The 20085-nt window shown below is 37.3% G+C and carries 20 protein-coding genes and 3 pseudogenes; 11 read left to right on the top strand and 12 right to left on the bottom strand.

Going from position 1 to position 20085, the window contains the following annotated elements; genetic code table 11:
• Window positions 1–125 precede the first annotated feature (125 nt).
• Window positions 126–686, top strand: coding sequence for an ATP-binding protein (locus tag H6F47_RS27790; RefSeq protein ID WP_228051698.1), 561 nt, complete (start codon window positions 126–128; stop codon window positions 684–686).
• A complete protein-coding gene (locus tag H6F47_RS06445; protein ID WP_190648137.1) occupies window positions 679–957 on the top strand; it encodes a hypothetical protein in 279 nt (92 codons plus the stop codon). The genes H6F47_RS27790 and H6F47_RS06445 overlap by 8 nt, the downstream gene beginning before the upstream one ends.
• Window positions 958–1086: 129 nt before the next feature.
• Here H6F47_RS06445 and nifD read toward each other — a convergent pair whose 3' ends face one another.
• Entirely contained in the window at window positions 1087–2469 is a 1383-nt protein-coding gene (gene nifD, locus H6F47_RS06440; protein ID WP_190346628.1) for a nitrogenase molybdenum-iron protein alpha chain, read from the bottom strand.
• A gap of 131 nt (window positions 2470–2600) precedes the next feature.
• A pseudogene (gene nifH / locus H6F47_RS06435) lies at window positions 2601–3062 on the bottom strand (nitrogenase reductase); the annotation flags it as partial.
• Between the two features lie 110 nt (window positions 3063–3172).
• On the opposite strand from nifH, the gene H6F47_RS06430 reads away from it, so the two are divergent.
• Window positions 3173–4600 (top strand): integrase, encoded by a 1428-nt coding sequence (locus H6F47_RS06430; protein ID WP_190648114.1) that lies wholly within the window; start codon window positions 3173–3175, stop codon window positions 4598–4600.
• Window positions 4601–4668: 68 nt separating this feature from the next.
• Window positions 4669–5274, top strand: a complete 606-nt coding sequence (locus H6F47_RS06425) for a hypothetical protein (RefSeq protein WP_190648112.1) — start codon at window positions 4669–4671, stop codon at window positions 5272–5274.
• 15 nt (window positions 5275–5289) lie between these two features.
• Here the strand turns inward: H6F47_RS06425 and H6F47_RS06420 are convergent, their stop codons facing one another.
• Together H6F47_RS06420 and H6F47_RS06415 are read right to left on the bottom strand one after the other, a co-directional pair.
• Complete coding sequence (locus H6F47_RS06420) at window positions 5290–5526, bottom strand: hypothetical protein (RefSeq protein ID WP_137668815.1); 237 nt, start codon at window positions 5524–5526, stop codon at window positions 5290–5292.
• Window positions 5527–5877: 351 nt separating this feature from the next.
• A complete protein-coding gene (locus H6F47_RS06415) occupies window positions 5878–6534 on the bottom strand; it encodes a hypothetical protein (protein ID WP_187039466.1) in 657 nt (218 codons plus the stop codon).
• Between the two features lie 450 nt (window positions 6535–6984).
• Here H6F47_RS06415 and H6F47_RS28425 point away from each other — a divergent pair, with 450 nt between their 5' ends.
• Window positions 6985–7110, top strand: a complete 126-nt coding sequence (locus H6F47_RS28425; RefSeq protein ID WP_277877134.1) for a hypothetical protein — start codon at window positions 6985–6987, stop codon at window positions 7108–7110.
• A 114-nt stretch (window positions 7111–7224) separates the two neighbouring features.
• Here the strand turns inward: H6F47_RS28425 and H6F47_RS06405 are convergent, their stop codons facing one another.
• Window positions 7225–7503, bottom strand: a complete 279-nt coding sequence (locus tag H6F47_RS06405; protein ID WP_190648111.1) for a type II toxin-antitoxin system RelE/ParE family toxin — start codon at window positions 7501–7503, stop codon at window positions 7225–7227.
• Window positions 7484–7696 (bottom strand): hypothetical protein, encoded by a 213-nt coding sequence (locus H6F47_RS06400; protein ID WP_190346625.1) that lies wholly within the window; start codon window positions 7694–7696, stop codon window positions 7484–7486. The genes H6F47_RS06405 and H6F47_RS06400 overlap by 20 nt, the downstream gene beginning before the upstream one ends.
• A 40-nt stretch (window positions 7697–7736) precedes the next feature.
• Here H6F47_RS06400 and H6F47_RS06395 point away from each other — a divergent pair, with 40 nt between their 5' ends.
• Entirely contained in the window at window positions 7737–7916 is a 180-nt protein-coding gene (locus tag H6F47_RS06395; RefSeq protein WP_206755137.1) for a hypothetical protein, read from the top strand.
• Between the two features lie 3 nt (window positions 7917–7919).
• Here the strand turns inward: H6F47_RS06395 and H6F47_RS06390 are convergent, their stop codons facing one another.
• The 6 genes and pseudogenes from H6F47_RS06390 to nifB all read right to left on the bottom strand — a co-directional run bounded on the left by H6F47_RS06390 (window position 7920) and on the right by nifB (window position 16111).
• On the bottom strand, window positions 7920–10781 hold the full coding sequence (locus H6F47_RS06390; RefSeq protein WP_190648109.1) for a DNA methyltransferase: 2862 nt from the start codon (window positions 10779–10781) through the stop codon (window positions 7920–7922).
• Window positions 10782–11154: 373 nt separating this feature from the next.
• Window positions 11155–11592 (bottom strand): annotated as a pseudogene (locus H6F47_RS06385) (AAA family ATPase); the annotation flags it as partial.
• 218 nt (window positions 11593–11810) lie between these two features.
• The gene (gene nifU, locus H6F47_RS06380) at window positions 11811–12713 is read right to left on the bottom strand and encodes a Fe-S cluster assembly protein NifU (protein WP_096572699.1); all 903 of its coding nucleotides are present in this window, start codon (window positions 12711–12713) and stop codon (window positions 11811–11813) included.
• A gap of 117 nt (window positions 12714–12830) precedes the next feature.
• Window positions 12831–14042: a cysteine desulfurase NifS gene (gene nifS, locus H6F47_RS06375; RefSeq protein ID WP_190346623.1), complete on the bottom strand. Its 1212-nt coding sequence runs from the start codon at window positions 14040–14042 to the stop codon at window positions 12831–12833.
• 132 nt (window positions 14043–14174) lie between these two features.
• Entirely contained in the window at window positions 14175–14513 is a 339-nt protein-coding gene (locus H6F47_RS06370) for a 4Fe-4S binding protein (protein WP_137667210.1), read from the bottom strand.
• A 164-nt stretch (window positions 14514–14677) separates the two neighbouring features.
• Entirely contained in the window at window positions 14678–16111 is a 1434-nt protein-coding gene (gene nifB, locus H6F47_RS06365) for a nitrogenase cofactor biosynthesis protein NifB (RefSeq protein ID WP_096568594.1), read from the bottom strand.
• Between the two features lie 1484 nt (window positions 16112–17595).
• Here nifB and H6F47_RS06360 point away from each other — a divergent pair.
• From H6F47_RS06360 to H6F47_RS06340, 5 genes and pseudogenes are all read left to right on the top strand, one after another.
• Window positions 17596–18540, top strand: a complete 945-nt coding sequence (locus tag H6F47_RS06360; RefSeq protein WP_190648107.1) for an NAD(P)-dependent alcohol dehydrogenase — start codon at window positions 17596–17598, stop codon at window positions 18538–18540.
• Window positions 18541–18644: 104 nt separating this feature from the next.
• Window positions 18645–18890, top strand: coding sequence for a type II toxin-antitoxin system Phd/YefM family antitoxin (locus H6F47_RS06355; protein WP_096568597.1), 246 nt, complete (start codon window positions 18645–18647; stop codon window positions 18888–18890).
• Window positions 18887–19291 carry a PIN domain-containing protein gene (locus tag H6F47_RS06350; protein ID WP_190648105.1) on the top strand — a complete coding sequence of 135 codons (405 nt, stop codon included), beginning with the start codon at window positions 18887–18889 and terminating at the stop codon, window positions 19289–19291. Before H6F47_RS06355 ends, H6F47_RS06350 begins: the two co-directional genes overlap by 4 nt.
• Before the next feature lie 46 nt (window positions 19292–19337).
• Window positions 19338–19907, top strand: coding sequence for a Uma2 family endonuclease (locus H6F47_RS06345; protein WP_137667207.1), 570 nt, complete (start codon window positions 19338–19340; stop codon window positions 19905–19907).
• Between the two features lie 6 nt (window positions 19908–19913).
• A pseudogene (locus H6F47_RS06340) lies at window positions 19914–20081 on the top strand (type II toxin-antitoxin system RelE/ParE family toxin); the annotation flags it as partial.
• Between the last annotated feature and the right edge of the window lie 4 nt (window positions 20082–20085).

Raw genomic sequence — 20085 nt, 5'->3', positions numbered from 1 at the left:
ATCTCGCCAAACCAGCTTACAGTGATGAAATTACCCCCAGAGTAGAATTTGATGGATCAGGATTAGCACCTACCTTAGATTTTCTCCGTGATGAAGCACCAGATAAATTTCAAATCATAGAAGAAATGTTAAAAAAAGTTGTCCCAAATGTCCAAAAAATTGGTATTAGACGGGCAAAAGTTCCAGTCATTCGTCAACGTTTAATAGAAGTTGATGGTCGCTCTATTTCCTATGATCAAACTCAGGAAATGACCGGACAAGAAGTAGTTTTAGATATGAATACAGGTGAACGTATTCCCGCCCATGCAATTAGCGAAGGAACAATGTTAACTTTAGGATTATTAACTGTATTAATGAATCCTACTCAACCTAATTTAGTATTATTAGATGATGTGGAACAGGGACTTCATCCCCAGGCACAACGTCAATTAATGACAGTTTTTAAAGAAATTATCGCAGAAAATCCTAACCTACAAATTATTTTTTCTACCCATTCTCCTTATATAATTGATGCACTTGCACCTTCTCAAGTCCACATTTTAAATAACAGTAAATCAGGTTTTACAGTTGCTAAACGTTTGGATGAACATCCTGATATAGAATGGGCAAAAGAAACTTTAACAACAGGTGAATTTTGGGATGCTGAAGGGGAAGATTGGGTATCAGAAGGAGAGGTCAATGGTTGAGGTGATTGTGATAGTTGAAAGTGGTGCAGATGCGAGAACAGCTACTAAATTAGCCGAGCGAAGTTATAGTGCGATACCTTCGGTGCGCTTCGCTAACGCACTTTCTCAAATACTCAATGATAAAATCAAGAAAACTAAAGATAATTTACCCATGACAGCTACACTCGTTAAACCCACCCTACTATTTAGTCTAAAAAAATCCAATTTTAAAAATTATCCAATTTTACCAAATCACCAAACAACAAAATTAAGCAATTCCCTCAAACACTGATAAAATCAAACATTTACCACTTGCAGTTATCCATAAACAATGTTATATTAGAACATAATAAAATCAATTTAATCTAAAAATTAAAATCTCAAAATTCCCCAATTCAAAAACCTGAAATTACCGCACCTTTCAACAAACATCATCAAGTTCGGAGTAATCCCAAGAGTGCATTTGACGGAAAGGAAGACCCATCTTTTGGAATACATACTTCTCTTTCACACCAGAAGCAATTAAGTCTGGCTTCAGAGCTTTAACAAACTCTTCAAATTCAAAAGCGGTTACGTCGTCATAAACGATAGTACCGTTTTCAATGTAGTGAGTAGTACGTTTATAGTCGTCATTATGAGCGAACTCATAACCAGTACCTACCAACTTCATACCCAAATCTTGGAAAGCGGGTACAACGTGACGGGGACGTAAACCACCAACCATCATTGCAACTGTCTTACCTTCCAAACGAGGACGGTACTTAGCAACGATCGCATCCATAGAAGGCTGATATTTAGCAATAACTTTCTCAGCGTTTTCTTGGATCTTAGAATCAAATTTAGCAGCGATCGCTCTTAAAGATTCAGCAATCTTGGTAGGACCGAAGAAGTTATACTCCATCCAGGGAATACCATAAGCTTCTTCCATGTGACGGCTGATATAGTTCATAGAACGATAGCAGTGGATGAGGTTGATCTTCACATTAGGAGTCAACAACATCTCATTGATAGTACCGTCACCAGACCACTGAGCAACAACACGCAAACCAATTTCTTCTAATAAGATACGGCTTGCCCAAGCGTCACCACCGATGTTATAGTCACCGATGATTGCTACGTCGTAAGGAGTACCTTCAAACTTGAGAGTACCGTCTTTCTTAGCTTTGTCTGCTCTGGGGAATACCCAGTCACGGATTTGGTCGTTAGCGATGTGGTGACCCAAGGACTGAGACACACCACGGAAACCTTCGCAACGTACAGGAATAACGGGTTTACCGAGTTTTTTAGCAGCTGTCTTAGAAACCGCTTCGATGTCATCCCCAATTAGACCGATGGGACATTCAGATTGAACGGAAACACCACGGTTTAAGGGGAATAATTCTTCTAATTCTTCGATCAGTTTCAATAACTTCTTGTCTCCACCGAACACGATGTCGCGTTCTTGGAAGTCAGAAGTGAAGTGCATAGTACCGAAGGTATCAACACCAGTTGTACCTAAGTAGTAGTTACGACGACCAGACCAAGACCAGTAACCGCAACCTACAGGACCATGGCTGATGTGGATCATGTCCTTAATAGGACCCCAAACCACACCCTTAGAACCTGCATAAGCACAACCACGAGCGGTCATTACACCAGGTAAGGATTTGATGTTAGATTTAACACCACAATCTGTTTTACCTTCTTCGTGTACATTCAGGTGCTTTTCGCGCTTCTTAGCAGCCTTTTCGGGATAAGCTTTAAGAACGTCTTTAATCAGTTCTTTTCTTTCTTCAACAATCTTCTTGTTGTCTGGAGGAGTCATGTCTGGCCTCTATTAGCTCTTTTAGATATTGTTTAGGTAGAGAAGGGGAAGTTAATCCCCACGCTTGGGGAGGAAGGTAAAAAGGAAGTGATGTAGAGTTTTCCTTTTTCCTATTCCTCAATTACTGAATACTACTTGGTTGCAGAAGCGGGCTTACCAATGATTTCAGCGTGCTTAGAATCATCGTCAAGAATACCGTATTCGATCAACAGAGCTTCTAATTCATCCATTTCTATTGGGGTAGGAATGGTGAGGTTCTTGTTTTCGATGATCTTCTTAGCTAATGCACGGTATTCGTTAGCTTGGTTGCTGTCAGGAGCGTACTCGTTAACGGTCATACGACGCAATTCTGCGTGTTGAACGATGTTGTCACGAGGTACGAAGTGAATCATTTGGGTGTTCAAACGTTTAGCCAAGGTTTCGATGAGTTCGTGTTCCCGGTCAGTTTTACGGCTGTTACAGATCAAACCACCTAAACGTACACCACCGGAGTGTGCATATTTCAAAATACCACGAGCGATGTTGTTTGCAGCGTACATCGCCATCATTTCACCAGAGGTAACGATGTAGATTTCTTGTGCTTTACCTTCACGGCAAAGATTATTTATCTCATAAAAATAGCTGTAGAATGTTCATTTTAGACTATGTTTGCGGTAATCATTGTCTAGAGTGAACGGTTTTTTTATTAGGGTAAATCTAGGGTATGGACAGAACACAGGAAGCATTTGCCGATTTTCACCAAACAGCTATTACCGATGGGGGATATTTAGGTAGAATGCAAGCAGTAAATGAACAAGAAAATCATCTAACGGCAAAATTAACTACAGAATTAAAAGCAATTAATGGTAGATTAAAAGCGGCTAATGTTGGTGTTTATATCCGCAAATCTGGCAATTCTTTACAGTTGAGATGCACTTTACCTATTAAACCAGGGGATATTGATAAAAATGCTAGTGGTACAAAACAATATGATATTTCTTTGGGTATTCCTTTTAATTTTGATGGGTTGAATACTGCGGAAGAAGAGGCTTATGAATTAGGAAAGTTAATTGCTAGAAGGCAATTTCACTGGAATGATAAATATTTAGGAAAAACTCGAATTAAAGCTAGTTTAAAAACCATTGGTGATTTAATTGCAGATTTTGAGAAACGTTATTTCCAAACTCGGAAAAAAACTTTAAAAAGTGAAAATACTTTTAGCAGTTATTTTTATATTGCTCAAAAGCATTTACCCAAGGATAAACTAGCGATAGATGCTAATTTTATCGAAGCTGTGCAAAATTGCCAATCTTCTGATAGTGTGAAAAATGAATTGATTAAAGTAATTCGGGTTTTGTGTAAATGTTCTGGTTTAGAAGTTCCTGAATTAAGCAATTTAAAAATTAAACCTACTGCAAAACGTAAACGCGATATACCCACTGATGTGGAAATTGAAAAAGAATATTTGAAGTTTGAAAATTACGCCATTAACCGACCAAGTAAGTTAACAACTAGAGAAGATAGAAACAATTGGAAATTGTGGAGATGGGTTTATGGAATGTTAGCAACTTATGGTTTAAGACCGATTGAAATTTTTGTGAAACCGGATTTAGATTGGTGGTTATCTGCCGATAATACCATGAATACATGGCGAGTTAATGAAGAATGTAAAACCGGAGAAAGGGAAGCTTTACCATTATATCCTCGTTGGGTAGAAGAGTTTAATTTAAAAACAGATTTAGAAGCAATTGAATTATTGAAATTGAAAATTCAAGATAAAATAACGAGTAAAGAAATCAACGCTGCGCGACATGGTACAGATAGATGGTTTAGATTTGTGGGTGTGAATTTTCAACCTTATGATTTACGTCACGCTTGGGCAATTCGAGCGCATTTAATGGGGATTCCTATTAAAGCGGCGGCTGATAATTTGGGTCATTCTGTGAATATGCACACATCCATTTATCAGAAGTGGTTTAGTTTGGAAAATCGGAAGGTTGCAATTGAGGAAGCAATTAAGAAAAAATCGAAAGTTGAAGAATTGCAAGAGATGGTAATAATGTTGGAACAGGAAAATGAGAGGTTAAGAATTGAGAATGAAAGATTGAAATTGCAGATGGGACACAGTTTGATGAAAATTGAGTTAAGATAAGATATTAGCCTCACTCACAGACACTGAGGCGCAAAAATAATTTTATAAAACTAGGAATGTTACAAGATATGTCTTATAGTCAATTTACATCTATAGGTAAGGTTAAAGAAGCTTTTGGGTTAAAAACTCAGGAAGGTGGGCGTTTTATTCCTGAAGTTGCCAAAATTGAACCTTCTACGACGTTAACAGCATATTTAGCAGAAAGTTTACCCCTTGCTGCTTCTGCTAGTGAAAAAGCACGTTCTGAAGGGATTATTTATCCAGTTTTGTTAGAAGTAAGAAGAATTTTAAATCGGCAAATTAGTTTATTTTCTGGTGAAGATTTTACAGTTGATGAGTCGGTGGGATTAAATGGAATATGTGACTTTCTGTTAAGTCGTTCTCCTGAAGTGTTGGAAATTGAAGCACCTGTAATTGTGATTGTAGAAGCCAAAAAAGCAGATTTAAGAACTGGGTTTGGACAGTGTATTGCAGAGATGGTAGCTGCACAGAGATTTAATCTTGCTAAACATAATCCTCTTAGTATTGTTTATGGTGCAATTAGTAGCGGTACACAATGGCGATTTTTAAAGTTAGAGGGTGATATTGTAACTATTGATTTAGCTGATTATCCTTTACCTCCTGTAGATGAAATTTTAGGGATGTTAGTTTGGATGATGGAAAATGGTGGATAGTCAATTAATAATTTCCTACAGTTCAGGAATATGCAGTTCAGGAATATGTTCATTTTCATAGTTTTCAATTAAAACTCCTATGACTTCCATCAGAGATGCAAGAGGATGATTTTCATCTTCACCAACTTGATCTATCAGAGAATCTAGTATATCAACTAAGTGTTCATATTCCTCTTCTGTGTGAGTAAAAAAGACGTTTTCGGCAATGGATGACCAAGCATTAATGGTTTTTTCAAGGTTTAAAGTTTGCATTATTCTTTCCACTTTCCTTCATCATATAGGACTAATATTTGATTTTTGAACAGAACTCCGTACATGGTTCGGCTTCGCTCACCATAAATACTGACAGCCTTCTTTCCTGTTCCCTGTTCCCTGTTCCCTGTTCCCTGCCTCTACGAAAAATTCATGAATCAAATCGGATCACTATATTCTGAATGTGTTAGCACAGCACGGATATAACCAAACACCAAAAAAGCGTTAGCGAAGCTTACCGAAGGTATCGCACCCATAAACCACAATACCGGAAATGGGATTCTTGGGTCGCGTTTCGCTATCGCTCTCAACAAACTACAATACCAGAAGACCTTTTAACGTTTATATGTCTTACTTACTGTTATTGCTTTTATTCTGCTGAGTTGTTTTGAAGATTGTAGGAGAAAAGCGCAAAGCTTCGTCCTGCTTTTGTTGTTCACGAGCTAAACGCTGTCTCGATTTTAACGTTTCTCTTAATAAGTACCTAACCCAGCTATCTAAATCTGCCCCAAATTTATACTCATCAAGCAAAGCTTCTTCTAAAAAACCCAGAAATATTTGAACCAAATCAGAAGTAGTCAGTTCTAGATAGCGATTAAAGGAATTTGATTCTTCAGGCCAGTGAGGTAAAGTACGATCCCCTAAACCCATATCTTTCGCTAATTCAATTAGATCATAGTAATCTGTGTACCAAATATCCTTATAGTCCATATCAGGAAATATCCTGGCGTTATTACCAAGGTATACTATTGCTTTCACAAGATTATTAATAACTCGCTGTTGTTCTGGAGCAGAGTAATGTTCTTCGATAGCTGCTATCAAACTCCGCCCCAATTGATAACCTCTTTGAGAAGTTATCTGTTTATCCCTTTCCAATTGGTCTTTTGAAAGTTTTTCACCCTGAAAATATTCGCTTTGAGGCAAGCTGTCATGATTTATTCGCGCCGCATCCAATTCAGGATTATGAGTACCGGAAATGAGCGTCTGTAGTAGCTTTAAAAGTGACATAGCAAAAGATCCTCATGTTTACTAAAAACTTTTACAATTATAATGTGTAGTGTAAATTTTTGGTCGGAGTGCAAAAGTGACAGAAGAAATTGATTTGATGAAACTTGTAATCGAAGTAGATGATGAGCTTATTCAAAAAGGGATATAACCCTTTGCACATCCTATGCATAATTACTTAACGATTACACAGTGATTAAACTGCGGCATCAGTGCATTTAAATATAATCCGCTATTTAACGCTGTAAATCAGATATATAAAGAACTATATCATTTAACAGATTTAGTAATTTCACTTATCCATATAGAAACATTTATGTTTCGAGATGTCTTTTTTCCTCTACGTATACCACTTATTTTTGGTTGCTATTTGTAGTTCAACAGTTTCCTGATTATGTTAAAAGTCGGTATGAAGCTCAAAAATTTTCACGATTGGATCTTGGTAAATTTTTGATGAATACTCAATATATCGGTGGTGAAATTTTCCGTCAGTTTTCTAATCGCAATTATCGAGAAGACTTTACAGCAATGCCGAATAGAAATTGGGATTTAACTTATAGGACATTCCCAAAAAAGTAAAGTGATATCATATCTGCTTGAATACCCATCAAAACCACACCACAACATCAGAAATGCAATACCTTCGGTAAGCTTCGCTAACGCACTCCACAAACCACAACATCGGAAAAGTCTTTATTTATAAACATCTCCTCTTGTACCAATTGTGAAAATTTCAACTTCACCAGATTGTGTATTAGCTGTCAAAACTATTCTGATTTTACCAATACGTAATCTATAAAATCCTTCCCACTCTCCCTTCATCTTTTTAATATCAAGTTCTGTAAAGGGAATAATGGCTTGTTCTTCGACAAAAGCTAGAAGTTGAGATATTTTTTCTTGAATCTTCTTAGCATCTTCAAGATTTGCCTTTTCTAAAAACTTAACAGCATTCTTACGAAATTTTATGGCCATGTTTTACCCACTCTGTCATATCAACCAATTCTTCATCTTCATAATCTGATGGTGAACCAAACATTTCATCTAGTTCTTCTTGTTCTTCGTCACTTACATAGGGTATGAGAATTTGACACAATAACATTCTTTCTTCTCGCAAAACTTCGCGGATACTTTCTTTGATTATTGCTTTAAATTCTTCAATTTCCATTATCTTTATCCTTGAGAATACAAGTATTATACCGTTTTTAGTGGAAGCGATCGCACCTACAAACTACAACATCGGAAATGCGATACCTGCGGTAAGCTTCGCTAACGCACCTCACAAACCACACACCGGAAAAGCGATCGCACTCAAACCACAACACCCAAAAGCGATCGCTCTCCACAACCTACACACCAGAAAAGCGATCCCTTATGTAAAACATTAAATTTCAATCTGGCATTTTCACACAATCATCTGTAATAAACTCACTAGCATCAGTTACACAGGGAGGTAAACCAGGAGCTATTACAGGTAAATTTTTTGCTTCTCTATCTGCGACTTCAAAATTTAATTCCAGCAAAAACTTTAATACATCTTTTGTTTTTTCCATACCATAAGCCTCACGAACTGCTTTGTCAAGTTCTTCATGTGCTGTGCGAAGACGGTTTTTTCCTGGTATTTCTAGGGTGCGATAAAGTTCGCGTAAACTCCATTTATTTTCTGTCATAATTTGTTGTCTTAACTCTCGTAATTTAACTGCTGCTGCGGCTACTTTCTTCACCTGTGATAATTTGGGATTTTGAGGAAAAGGAAAAGAATCAAAAACAGTATCAGAAGTATAGCGAAAATCTCTTTTTAAAGTTGAGCATCTTTCATTAAACCATTGCCAATGAATATCAGATTGTAAAATTCCGAAAGAATAATCATCTGATAACGGGAATACTTGCAGAGCATCATTAGGATGTATTGAAGAACTAACAAACTCAAAAATTGGACGTTTAGTTACTCTTGCACAAGCAACATATCTCGGAATGAGAGAAATTTTCTCCAACATTTCCGGCCTTCCTCTCCAAAATCTCCACCAATGACGAAAGTGTGATTGACGTGGACCATTCTCTTTACCAGTTTGTTTTCTCTCATCATTAGCATTCTTTTCTATGGTTGGAAAAACATTTTTCTGAATATGTTCAAATGCTAGGCTATGTTTCATAGCTGAAACAGAATCTTGACAATGATTCATATCAATACAGTAGCGAGATGTAAGACTTTTATAATTCCCTAATAGACTATTGCCTATTAAGTAAGGATGAATTACAGATTGAGAAGATTCATCTTTAGCAATTATTTTCGCTTGTTGTGCAGTGAGTAAAAATCCTTTATGTCCGTGAGTTTGTCCTTGATAACAAGCTCCTGAGTTGATATTAACTAAAAGTTTTTTTGCTTGAGTAACATCAAGTTTTGCAGATAAAGAAGAGTTAATTTTCTCAAGTTCTACAACTTCCCAAGGACTATCTACATCATCTCCAACTTGAGTATATAATTTCTTTTGACCTGATTCTTCACCTTTGATCCAATTAACAATGGAAACATGAACAACTGCACTACCTGACCAAACTTGAGTAGAAACTGCTTCGGTAATTGTTCCACCATTATTGACTATATAATCTAAACCGCCTTCACGGGAGTAATTTTGACGGATGGTATTTGTACCAACCAGTCCAGCGCGTCCACCTGTGCTTAATTCATCATGGGTACGACGAAACCAATAAACACAATAATCTGCTCTTCCTGGTACTTCTTGATATTTTTCTCTTAGTTGACTAACATAATCTTCTCCATATTCTTGCTGCATTTTGTTTTTTGATTGATAGGGAGGGTTGCCAATAATTGCATTTGCTTTTACCCAATCACAAAATAAAGCATCATCACAGCGAATATTTTGATCCAAATTATCCAGAGGAAGGGCGCGATCCATTTCTAAAGATAAACTGGTTTGTGCTACATTAAGTAGCTGATTTTCTTCATCTAATGCTAATTTTTTAGCAATCATTAAAGTTACTTTTGCTAGTTCTACAGCAAATGGTTTAATATCTAATCCATAAAATTGGTTTGTTTTTACTAAAGATATTGTACCTATACTAGATGTAGTTCGCAGACTGAAATTATCATGGATTTTGTTTAATAAACTGGCTTCTAATCTCTTGATTTCTCTATAGGCAACATAAAGGAAATTACCACTACCACAGGCTGGATCAAGGACTTTGAAATTAATTAATTCCTGTCTGAGTGCTAGTAATTCATTTAGCTTATTGGCTGCATCAATTCTTTGTTGCCAGGGTCTAACAATTGTGGGTAAAACTACTTTTTGAATGTCTGCGGGACTGGTATAATGTGCGCCTAAAGCATGACGTTCTTCTTTGCCCATGCTAGATTCAAATAATGTCCCAAAAATAGCAGGTTCTACTTTTGACCATTTTTCTGACGCTGCTGATGCTAATAAATCAAGTTCGCCTCTTGTCAGTGAGATTGGTTCAACTTTAGAGAATAAACCAGCATTAAAATATGGTACATCTCGATAACGGCTATCTTGAGGTGCAGGACGGTCACTTCCCATTTGATTAAAAAGTCCACCAATTAAATCATAAGAACTGATTTTATTAGTACGACAATCATCTAAAAATTCACTAAATAATCCTCTAGGTAACAAATCAATATCTTCTGCAAATAAGGCAACAACGCACTGAAGAATAAATTTTTGGGCAATGTCTTTTTTTTCTCTTCTTTCCACTAAGCGATTAAAAACTTGAGCAACGTTATCTGCTGCTTTGCGTGTAACGTCAACTAAGTTGTTATTGAATAGCGGTTTACGATTTTCAGGAAATAGGAAGTTTAAGACGGTATAACGATTTTGTAAATCTTCTAATGTTACTTTATCTAATGGTTCTTGTAATTGAATATCAAAGTCATAAATCCAAAATTCATCAAAGTTACAAAGAATTACATATTGTGGACGATGGGGAACTAATTCCAGCCAATATTCAAAGGCTTGTTGATAGTGTCTTTCTAGTTTTTCACCCCGTTTTTTCATTTCCATTAGTAACCGAGGTCGCCAAAGTAAATCAGCAAATTTGGTAGACTTTCCTTTAACTTTTACCCGATATTCTAATTCTGCTCCTGCTTCTTTATAACCTTGATGGTTGAATGCTTGAAATAGGCGATCGCAAAATACCTGTGCTTCTCCTTTTTCATCACCCTTCAACTGGCGAGCATATTCAACAAAACTGATAATTTTATTGCGTGTATCTTCCATTTGACTGTCAAAATATAATAAAAATTTACAAGAATATATTATACACTATAATTATATATGTATGTAAAGGATAACTGGGAGAATCGGCATTTTTAACAAAATGTAATAAATGTTTTATTTTTGTTTTATTTTGCTGTATTTCTGATGGTTTATTCACAATCAAATATCACTGTAAAATAACCAATGAGTAACCAGTAACCAATTTAGCAAAAATCATGTATCCCCCTTGACACAAGGTAAAAAATAGGGTAAACAAAACCATAAAACCCAAACAAAAACCCCATTTCCCCAAAAAATCCCAGGGCAAAAATAGGGAACAAAAAAACAAAAGTCCTCAAACAATTGCACCAACAAAAACCCTAAACAACCCCCCTTTACCTTCACGGATAGGCATAGCGAAACCACCACATACAACGTCACCTAATACGTCGTAGGAAACGAAGTCTAAGTCTGTGTAAGCACCGTTTTCTTCCAAGAAGTTAATAGCGGTGATAATACCACGACCTGCACAACCTACACCGGGTTCTGGACCACCAGATTCAACGCACTTAACACCACGGAAACCGGTCAACATTACTTCATGGAGTTCGAGGTCTTCTACAGCACCTCTTTCAGCAGCCAAGTGTAATACTGTGGTTTGAGCCTTAGAGTGAAGCATCAAACGGGTAGAGTCAGCTTTAGGGTCACAACCTACGATGAGAATGCGTTGACCCATTTCAGCCATAGCTGCGAGGGTGTTTTGAGAGGTGGTAGATTTACCGATACCGCCCTTGCCGTAGAATGCTATCTGTCTAATTTTTTCGTCGCTCATTGTTCCTAGTTCCTAGTATTAGTGGTTTACTGGTCTTTTGTTTGTTGGTTTCTCACGCCTTGTATCTACGGCAGTGAGCGTGTAATAGAACGTCGCAGCTTATGGAGGCGATCGCTCTACCAAACATAGATTTTGTGTTGTGTTCATAGTGTTTATTGGGTTGTAAGAATTACTGTTTTGTTAGTTGTCAATTGTCAATTCTCAATTGTCAATTGTGACTAAACTTCTTCAACAATGATGTTTTTGTTAACGCGATCGCGCAATCTCGATTCAATCGCAATCTTCAAAGTTGCAGTGCTACTTGGACATGAACCACAAGCACCTTTCAGAATTACTTTTACCTTATCGCCTTCAATATCGTAAAGTTCAACATCTCCCCCATCGGCGATTAAAACAGGTCGGACTTCTTCATCTAATACTTTTTGAATTAGGGCGATTTTTTGCACATTAGTTAATGGTTTTTGTTGCCCTACTGTGGAAATTTCTTTGTTAGCTGTTGCGCTATTTTTACTGGCGATTTCTTTCTCATACTCTTGCTTAACTTCTTTTATTATATCATCAATCTTCGCTAAACAAGAACCGCATCCGCCACCAGCTTTTACATAATTTGTTACCTGTTCTGCACTGAAAAGGTTATTCTGTCTTACTGCTTTCTTGATCTTAGCATCAGTTATTCCAAAACAGCTACAGATTAGGACACCTTCATCATCGTCATCATGTGCCGCTAAAGGAATACCACGATAGTTATAAATCGCAGCTTCTAAAGCTTCCTGACCCATAACAGAACAGTGCATTTTCGCTTCAGGTAAACCGCCCAAATATGCAGCGATTTCCTTATTTGTTACCTGCAAAGCTGCATCTAAAGTTAGACCTTTAACCATTTCAGTTAAAGCACTAGAAGAAGCGATCGCACTGGTACAACCAAAGGTTTGAAAACGAGCATCAAGAATTTTATCGGTTGCTTCTTCAATTTTCAAATGTAATCTTAAAGCATCACCACAAGCGATACTTCCTACATCACCCACAGAAACCTTTACACCAGGTTCATGATTATCTTCAATTGCGCCTTGGTTTTTGGGTTCGTAAAATAATTCTAATACCTTATCAGTGTAGTCCCACATAGTTAATTTTGGATTTTGGATTTTAGATTTTGGATTGATGATTGGTAATTGGTGATTGGTAATTGGTAATTGGTAATTGAAACAATATATTTGCTATTACCCATTACCTATTACCCATTACCTATTTACTAAAGTTTGCCCATGTTGTTGTAACCAACTTGCATCATCATTTTTGAAGGGAGATAATGCACGTAGTTTTTCAACAATTTCTGGCATGACTGCAATTACTTGATCAATTTCTTCCTCAGTGGTGTAGCGACAAAGACTGAAACGAATTGAACCATGTAAAGTAGTGTAGGGTAAACCCATTGCTCGTAAAACGTGAGATGGTTCAAGAGAACCCGAAGTACAAGCAGAACCAGAGGAAGCACAAATACCATGCTTATTCAAAAGTAACAGAATTGCTTCACCTTCAATATACTTGAAACCGATATTAGAAGTGTTAGGCAATCTATTATTTACATCACCGTTTACTTGACAATCAGGAATCTTAGCAAGTAAACTTTGTTCGAGGCGATCGCGCAATTTTCTTTCTCTCTTTGTCGCCTCTTCTAAGTGTAACAGTTCCAGTTCCGCAGCTTTGCCTAAAGCGATAATTCCGGGAACATTTTCTGTACCTGCTCTACGTCCTCTTTCTTGATGTCCACCGATTAAGAAAGGACGGAATCTCACACCACGTTTTACATATAAAGCACCAATACCCTTGGGAGCGTGAATTTTATGACCAGATATGGTTAACATATCAATTGTACTGGTCTTCATATTCAAGGGTACTTTACCTACAGCTTGTACTGCATCAACGTGAAAAATAGCTCCATATTCTTTAACTCTAGCACCAATTTCTTCAATTGGAAAAATTGTGCCAGTTTCATTATTGGCATACATTACTGTTACTAAAGCAGTGTTGCCAGTGAGGGAAGCTTCCAACTCATTCAAGTCTATTTGTCCCTTATTATTAACAGACAAATAAGTAACTTGATAACCTTGAGTTTCTAACTGTTTGCAGACATTTAAAACAGCCGGATGTTCTACCTGGGAAGTGATGATGTGGCGTTTATCTGGTTGAGCTAATAACGCTGCTCTAATAGCTGCATTATCACCTTCAGTACCACAACTTGTAAAGACAATTTCCGATGAATCTTCTGCTCCCAATAAAGCTGCAACATTTTCTCTAGCTACTTTCACATCTTTAGCTAATTGACCGCCAAAAGTGTGCATACTAGAAGGGTTGGCATAGTAGTCCGTCAAGTAAGGTAGCATCGCCTCGACAACTTGAGGATCTACTTTTGTGGTTGCATTATTATCGAGATAGATGCAATTCTTTAACATTTCACTCACTATTTACTTAGTTATGATTTATTACTTATTGGATTTGGGTAATTGGTGATAGGTAATTGGTAATTGGTAATTGCTAAAAACTTCTTTACTGTCACCTGTCACCTGTCACCTGTCACCTGTCACCTAAATCGCTGCTTGTTGTTTTTTCAATTGTTCCGCTAACTTTTGGGAATAAGTGTTATACCAGCGTTCCCAATAATCTTGTTTATTGGTTAATTTTGCAATCACGCGGTTATAAGTAGCAAACCACATTTCCCAATAATCTTTTGATTCTTCTACACAACCACTAGCTGTAGGACAAACTGCTTTACATTGAGGAACTGTGTAAATAGTATTGGCGCAGTTTGTACACTTTTCAGAATCAATTACGTGCTTACCTTCAACTTCTTGAATTGCACCATTAGGACATACAGACACACAAAGATTACAGGAAATACACTGGCTAGTAATTGTGTAAGCCATGATTATTCTCCTTTGAGGTTTTGGGCTGTAGTAATGGGTAAATAGAGAAGGCAAAAGTGAGAAGTAAAAAGAACAGTATTCTTCAAACTTTTGAACGCCAGTTGCTTCAAGTCGGCAGAGCCGCCCAACGCACTGGCTCCTTTTGACTTCCTAAATATTCATTACTATTTCGCCTTTACATACTGCTCGTAAAACTCTAAAGCAACTTTTTCGATTACATCGTAAGCTTCAACAGTCTGTATGCCGGCTGCGTGCAGTTTCTCTTTAGGACAGTTGCCAATTTTGGAAACTAAAACCGCTTTGCAATCAGCAATTGCTTTCATTATATGGTCTGCGGTTGCTTCTTCACCGTATCCACCTTGACAATATTGATCAATTCGCCGATGTCCTGCATAACGAACTTCATTTCCATCAACTTCGTAAACTTGAAATTCCTTCGCGTGTCCGAAGTGTTGGTTAACTAAACCACCGCCTTTAGTGGCAACTGCAACGAGAATTTTTTCCTTAGTAGCTGTTTGTTTTTCAGCCTTAACTTTCTCTTTCGCTAGTTTAATTTCTGCTCTAAATTTCTCAATTCCTTCCTGTACTTCTTGACGTTTTTCTAAGTCATATTCTGGGGACATTTCCAAGAATTTCTCTTTAGTAAATTCCTGGCTGCGGTCTTCTCCTAATAATCCTACCGCATCGGCACGACACTGGCGACAGTGACGCATCATTTTCATGTTACCAGAACATTGATCCTGTACTTCTTTCAGTTCTTTGTTTGTTGGTCCACGTTGACCAGTTAAACCAAAATGTGTACCATGTTCTGGGGCAGAAATTAGCGGCATGATATTGTGCAGGAATGCACCATTCTCACGAATCATTTTGTTAACTTCTACCAAGTGTTGATCATTAATTCCGGGAATCATCACAGAATTAACTTTACACAAAATGTCAGCTTCTTTTAAAGCTTGCAATCCTTCCATCTGCTTTTCTAGCAGAATTTTCGCACCTTCTACACCTCTATAACGTTTGCGTTTATAGTGAACCCAAGAATAAATTTGTGCGCCTATTTCTGGGTCAATGGTGTTAAGGGTGATGGTAACATGATCTATATTTAATTGTTTGATGCGATCGATGTATTCTGGTAGCATCAAACCGTTGGTTGATAAACAAAGCTTAATATCTGGTGCTTTATCTGCAATCAACTCAAAGGTACGAAATGTTTTTTCGGGGTTTGCTAAAGGATCACCAGGTCCAGCAATTCCCAAAACTGTCATTTGGGGAATTTTACTCGCTACAACTAATACTTTATGTGCAGCTTCTTCTGGTGTTAGTAGTTCGCTAACTACTCCCGGACGGCTTTCGTTAGCGCAGTCATACTTGCGGTTACAATAGTTACATTGAATATTGCAAGCAGGAGCAACAGCAACGTGCATCCGTGCATAATGGTGATGCGCTTCTTCGCTGTAACAGGGATGGTTGGCGATGCGTGCTTTGAGTTTTTCGTCCATTTCTGGCGCTGTGTTGCTATCACAACCGCAACCACCAGATTTGGCTTTGAAATTGGGTTCCTGTTCGGAGGAGGTGAGGAGTCCTGTAGCCGGTAGTGTCATTGAATTTCGCAAACGTCGGTGGACTAGATGGCCACTGTGGGAGATGCCGTTGCTCCTTCCAATGCCTATGAACTGAAGTCGCGTTTATACTCTCTTTGCCCCAAGGGTTAATTTGGCAATAATATCAATTTTGGTAATTTATGATAGATTCTAAATTTTGGTGACATTTAATTCAAAATCCCAAATCTAAAATCTAAAATCTAAAATCCAAAATTGATCAGGCAATCAATCCTTGAAGTTTGGCTGGTGTGTGTTAACTTTGGGTTTTGGGTAGACGGGTACAGCCGCGACTTCCTTTCACTTCAGGCATGGTGCTATCTCATCCCTCCACTCACTTTTCGCTGCTGATTTGTTAAGGAGCGTTAAGTGATTGGCGATAAATGATTTATAGCAGCACTTTTCATAAGGCTTTTTGCTATCTCTAGGATAGGATTTATTGGATTTATTATGTTTGTACTCAAAAATATAAATCCTCATCTCTGCAAGGATTACAATAATTAAATAATATTTTTTCGGGTATGGGTGCTAGTATTTTTTAGTTGGGGTACGAGTATTTATGAAGTGGGGTTCAGGATTTCTTTGTACTCATTCAAAACCCAATACCTGTCAGGGTTGGGATAAAATCTTAGTTAATTTTCGCTTACATTTACAATGTACTCAAATCCTGATCTCTTTCTTCTGAAAGTCTTAATATATAAGGAATTTCAGGATTTTAGCTACATTTACAACTCTTTGCCTAAAGTTTTACTAAGTCCGAAAGATGTCTATTATATTCTGTATCTAGAATAGCATTTTTTTTCAGATAAAAATGCAGTTTATATTTTTTTAATTTTTCGGTAAGTATTCAGCTATCAGTCATCAGCTTTCAGCGAGTCGTTTGATTTTAGTGAGAGCATCCCAATTTTGAAAAAATAACCGTAGCAACACCAAAAAATCTCTTAAACTCTCTTACCTTTGTGTCCTTTGCGTCCTTTGCGTCCTTTGCGGTTCAATCATATCAGTCCCTTAGATCATTTTTTCCGTGAGATCAAAATAAACTTACACATTGGATGCTCCCGATTTTAGCTAAAGGCTGTCATCGTTTAATAATACTATAGTCTTAATGCAGATAATTTGCAAGTAATCTTATTTTGTTTAAGGGAGGGAATAGAAATAAGTAATCATTTATCAGTAATCAGTAATCAACTTTCAGATTTCAATATACAGGTTGCTGAAATTATACTTTTTGAAAGTTTTTCATAATTTGTCTAGGTTTCACAGCTTTTTAACAGGGAAATTTACAGACTAATATTTGTGTTTTTTATGATTTTTGCTGATAGCTGAATGCTGATGAATAGGGAATAGGGAATAGGGAATGAAAAATAATCTCAAGTTAGGTGACAGTTGACAGGCAATGGTAAAAATAAATAAGTCTTGCTGAACTTTTGGCAATGACTAAACTGTAATTATGGCAAACAAATATATATATAAGGATGGGAATTTTTATGAAAGCTATGGTGATACGTCGTTATGGTTCTCCTGAAGTCTTGCAATATGAAGAGGTAGAACAACCAAAAATCAAACCTGATCAGCTATTGGTGAAGGTTCACGCTAGTAGTGTTAACCCCATTGACTGGAAAACCCGCAAAGGGATGTTAAGCATTTTGACTGGAAACAAATTTCCCCTGATTCTTGGTTTTGATGTCGCTGGAGAAGTGGTGGCAGTTGGTTCACAGGTGACGCGCTTTAAAGGAGGTGACGCTATTTATGGCAGTACCAGCTTTCCAGGGGGTGCTTATGCAGAGTTCGCTGCCATCCCGGAAAATTTAGCAGTTGCCAAACCCACCAACATGAGTTATGAACAAGCAGCCACCGTCCCATTAGCAGCGTTAACGGCTCTCCAATCTCTGCGAGACTTGGGAAATATCAAATCAGGTCAAAAGGTATTGATTAATGGTGCTTCGGGTGGTGTAGGGGTGTTTGCGGTGCAAATTGCTAAGGCTTTGGGTGCTGAGGTGACTGGTGTTTGCAGTGCTAAAAATTTGGATTTGGTGAGGTCTTTGAACGCAGATTTAGTTATTGACTATACGCAACAAGACTTTACAAAAGGTAATGTGCAGTACGATATTATTTTTGATGCGGTTGCTAAAAGTTCGTTTTCTAATTGCAGAAAGGTGTTAACGCCAAATGGGGTTTATGTATCAACTTTGCCTATACCGGAGGTCATTTTACAGAGTGTTTTAACAGCGTTTCTTCCTGGTCAAAAGGCGAAAATTGTTTTGGAAAAGCCGAATAGTCAGGATTTGGGTTATTTGAAGGAATTAATTGAGGCTGGGAAGTTACGGACAGTGATTGATCGCACATATCCGTTACAAGAATTAACAGAAGCTCATCGGTATAGTGAGGGTGAAAGGACTGTGGGGAAAATTGCGATCGCAATTACACATTGAGTCAAGTTTCGCGCAAAGAGGCAAAGGAGCAAAGTTGGTTGGTGTATCTTGCAGTAATTTGAAAATTGCACTAAACTTAGTTTATAAACTTAGCTAAAAAGCCAGTGGAAACTGTAAATATCCATCAAGCTAAAACAAATCTTTCACGTCTGTTATCTCGTGTGGAACTGGGTGAGGAAATTATCATCTCTAACCGGGGTGTTCCTGTGGCTAAGTTAGTTCCTTTTAGTGTGTCATCTAATAGACGTGACAGTTTAGGGCAAGATAAAGGACTTTTTGTAGTACCAGAAGACTTTAATGCACCCTTACCAGATGATATTTTGGCAGCATTTGAGGGCAGTGAAGAGTGAAATTTTTATTGGATACTCAATGTTGGTTATGGTGGTTTGTTGAACCAGAGCGTTTAAATGAAGAGGCGATCGCACAGATAGCTAATGAAAACAACGAACTATGGCTTTCTGTTGCTAGTGTGTGGGAAATGGGGATAAAAGTGGCAATTGGTAAGTTACCATTACCAGCACCACTAGACGGTTACATTTCTAGTCGCATGGTGCGGTTAGGTGCGAAATATCTGGAAATTACAGCTTCTCATGCACTTAGAACAGCTATTTTACCCTTACATCATCGAGATCCTTTTGATCGAATGTTAATAGCTCAGGCACAAATGGAGGACACGACAATTATTACGGCTGATCCAATGTTTAAAGAATATCAAGATACTGCTATTCTTTGGGCTGGTCATAAAAGTTAGGAAAGTTAGAAAATTATATCTAGTACCATTATTGAGTTAACAAATTATGATTACCACCGTTGAGCGTCGTTATAGTTTAGATGAATATCGAGCTATTGAAGAAAAAGCGGAAGGACGTAATGAATATCATGATGGAGAAATTGTACCCATGCCAGGAGGATCATTAAATCATAGCCGTATAGGTCGAAATATTTTGACATATCTTACCTATCTGCTGCGTGATACTCAATTTGAAGCTATTAACAGCGATTTACGGCTATATATTCCTCAACATAACCAGGGAGTATATCCTGATGTTATGGTTTTTGATGGTGAACCACAACTAAATGATAATCGCAAAGATGAGGTTTTAAATCCTATTTTAATTGTGGAAGTATTATCTCCTTCTACAGCAGACTATGATCGTCAAAGTAAGTTTAGAATGTATCGTTCAATTCCTAGTTTTTGTGAATATTTATTAGTTGAACAGGATGAAGTTTTTATAGAAAAATATAGTAAGCAAGATCAAGGTTGGTTATTGGGTGATTTTAATGATTTAGAGAAATCTATTTTTTTAGAGTCTGTGGGTGTAGAATTACCGATTAAAGAAATTTATCGTAGTGTTAGTTTTGGGTGAATAGTTGTGGCCTTTGCATTCGACCCCAGACGGAATGCTATATTATTAGTTGCAGGTGATAAATCAGGTGGAAGTGAAAGTCGTTTTTATAAGCAACTGATCAAAACTGCTGATGCTAGATTTGATGTACATTTAGCTCAACTAAAAAAACAATCAGAAGAAAAGAAAGGATAAAACA

The sequence above is a fragment of the Sphaerospermopsis sp. FACHB-1094 genome (assembly GCF_014696195.1).
GTDB classification, from domain to species: Bacteria; Cyanobacteriota; Cyanobacteriia; order Cyanobacteriales; family Nostocaceae; genus Sphaerospermopsis; species Sphaerospermopsis kisseleviana.
The sequence above is the reverse complement of the archived record's forward strand: the minus strand, read 5'-3'. Positions and strand labels throughout refer to the sequence as shown.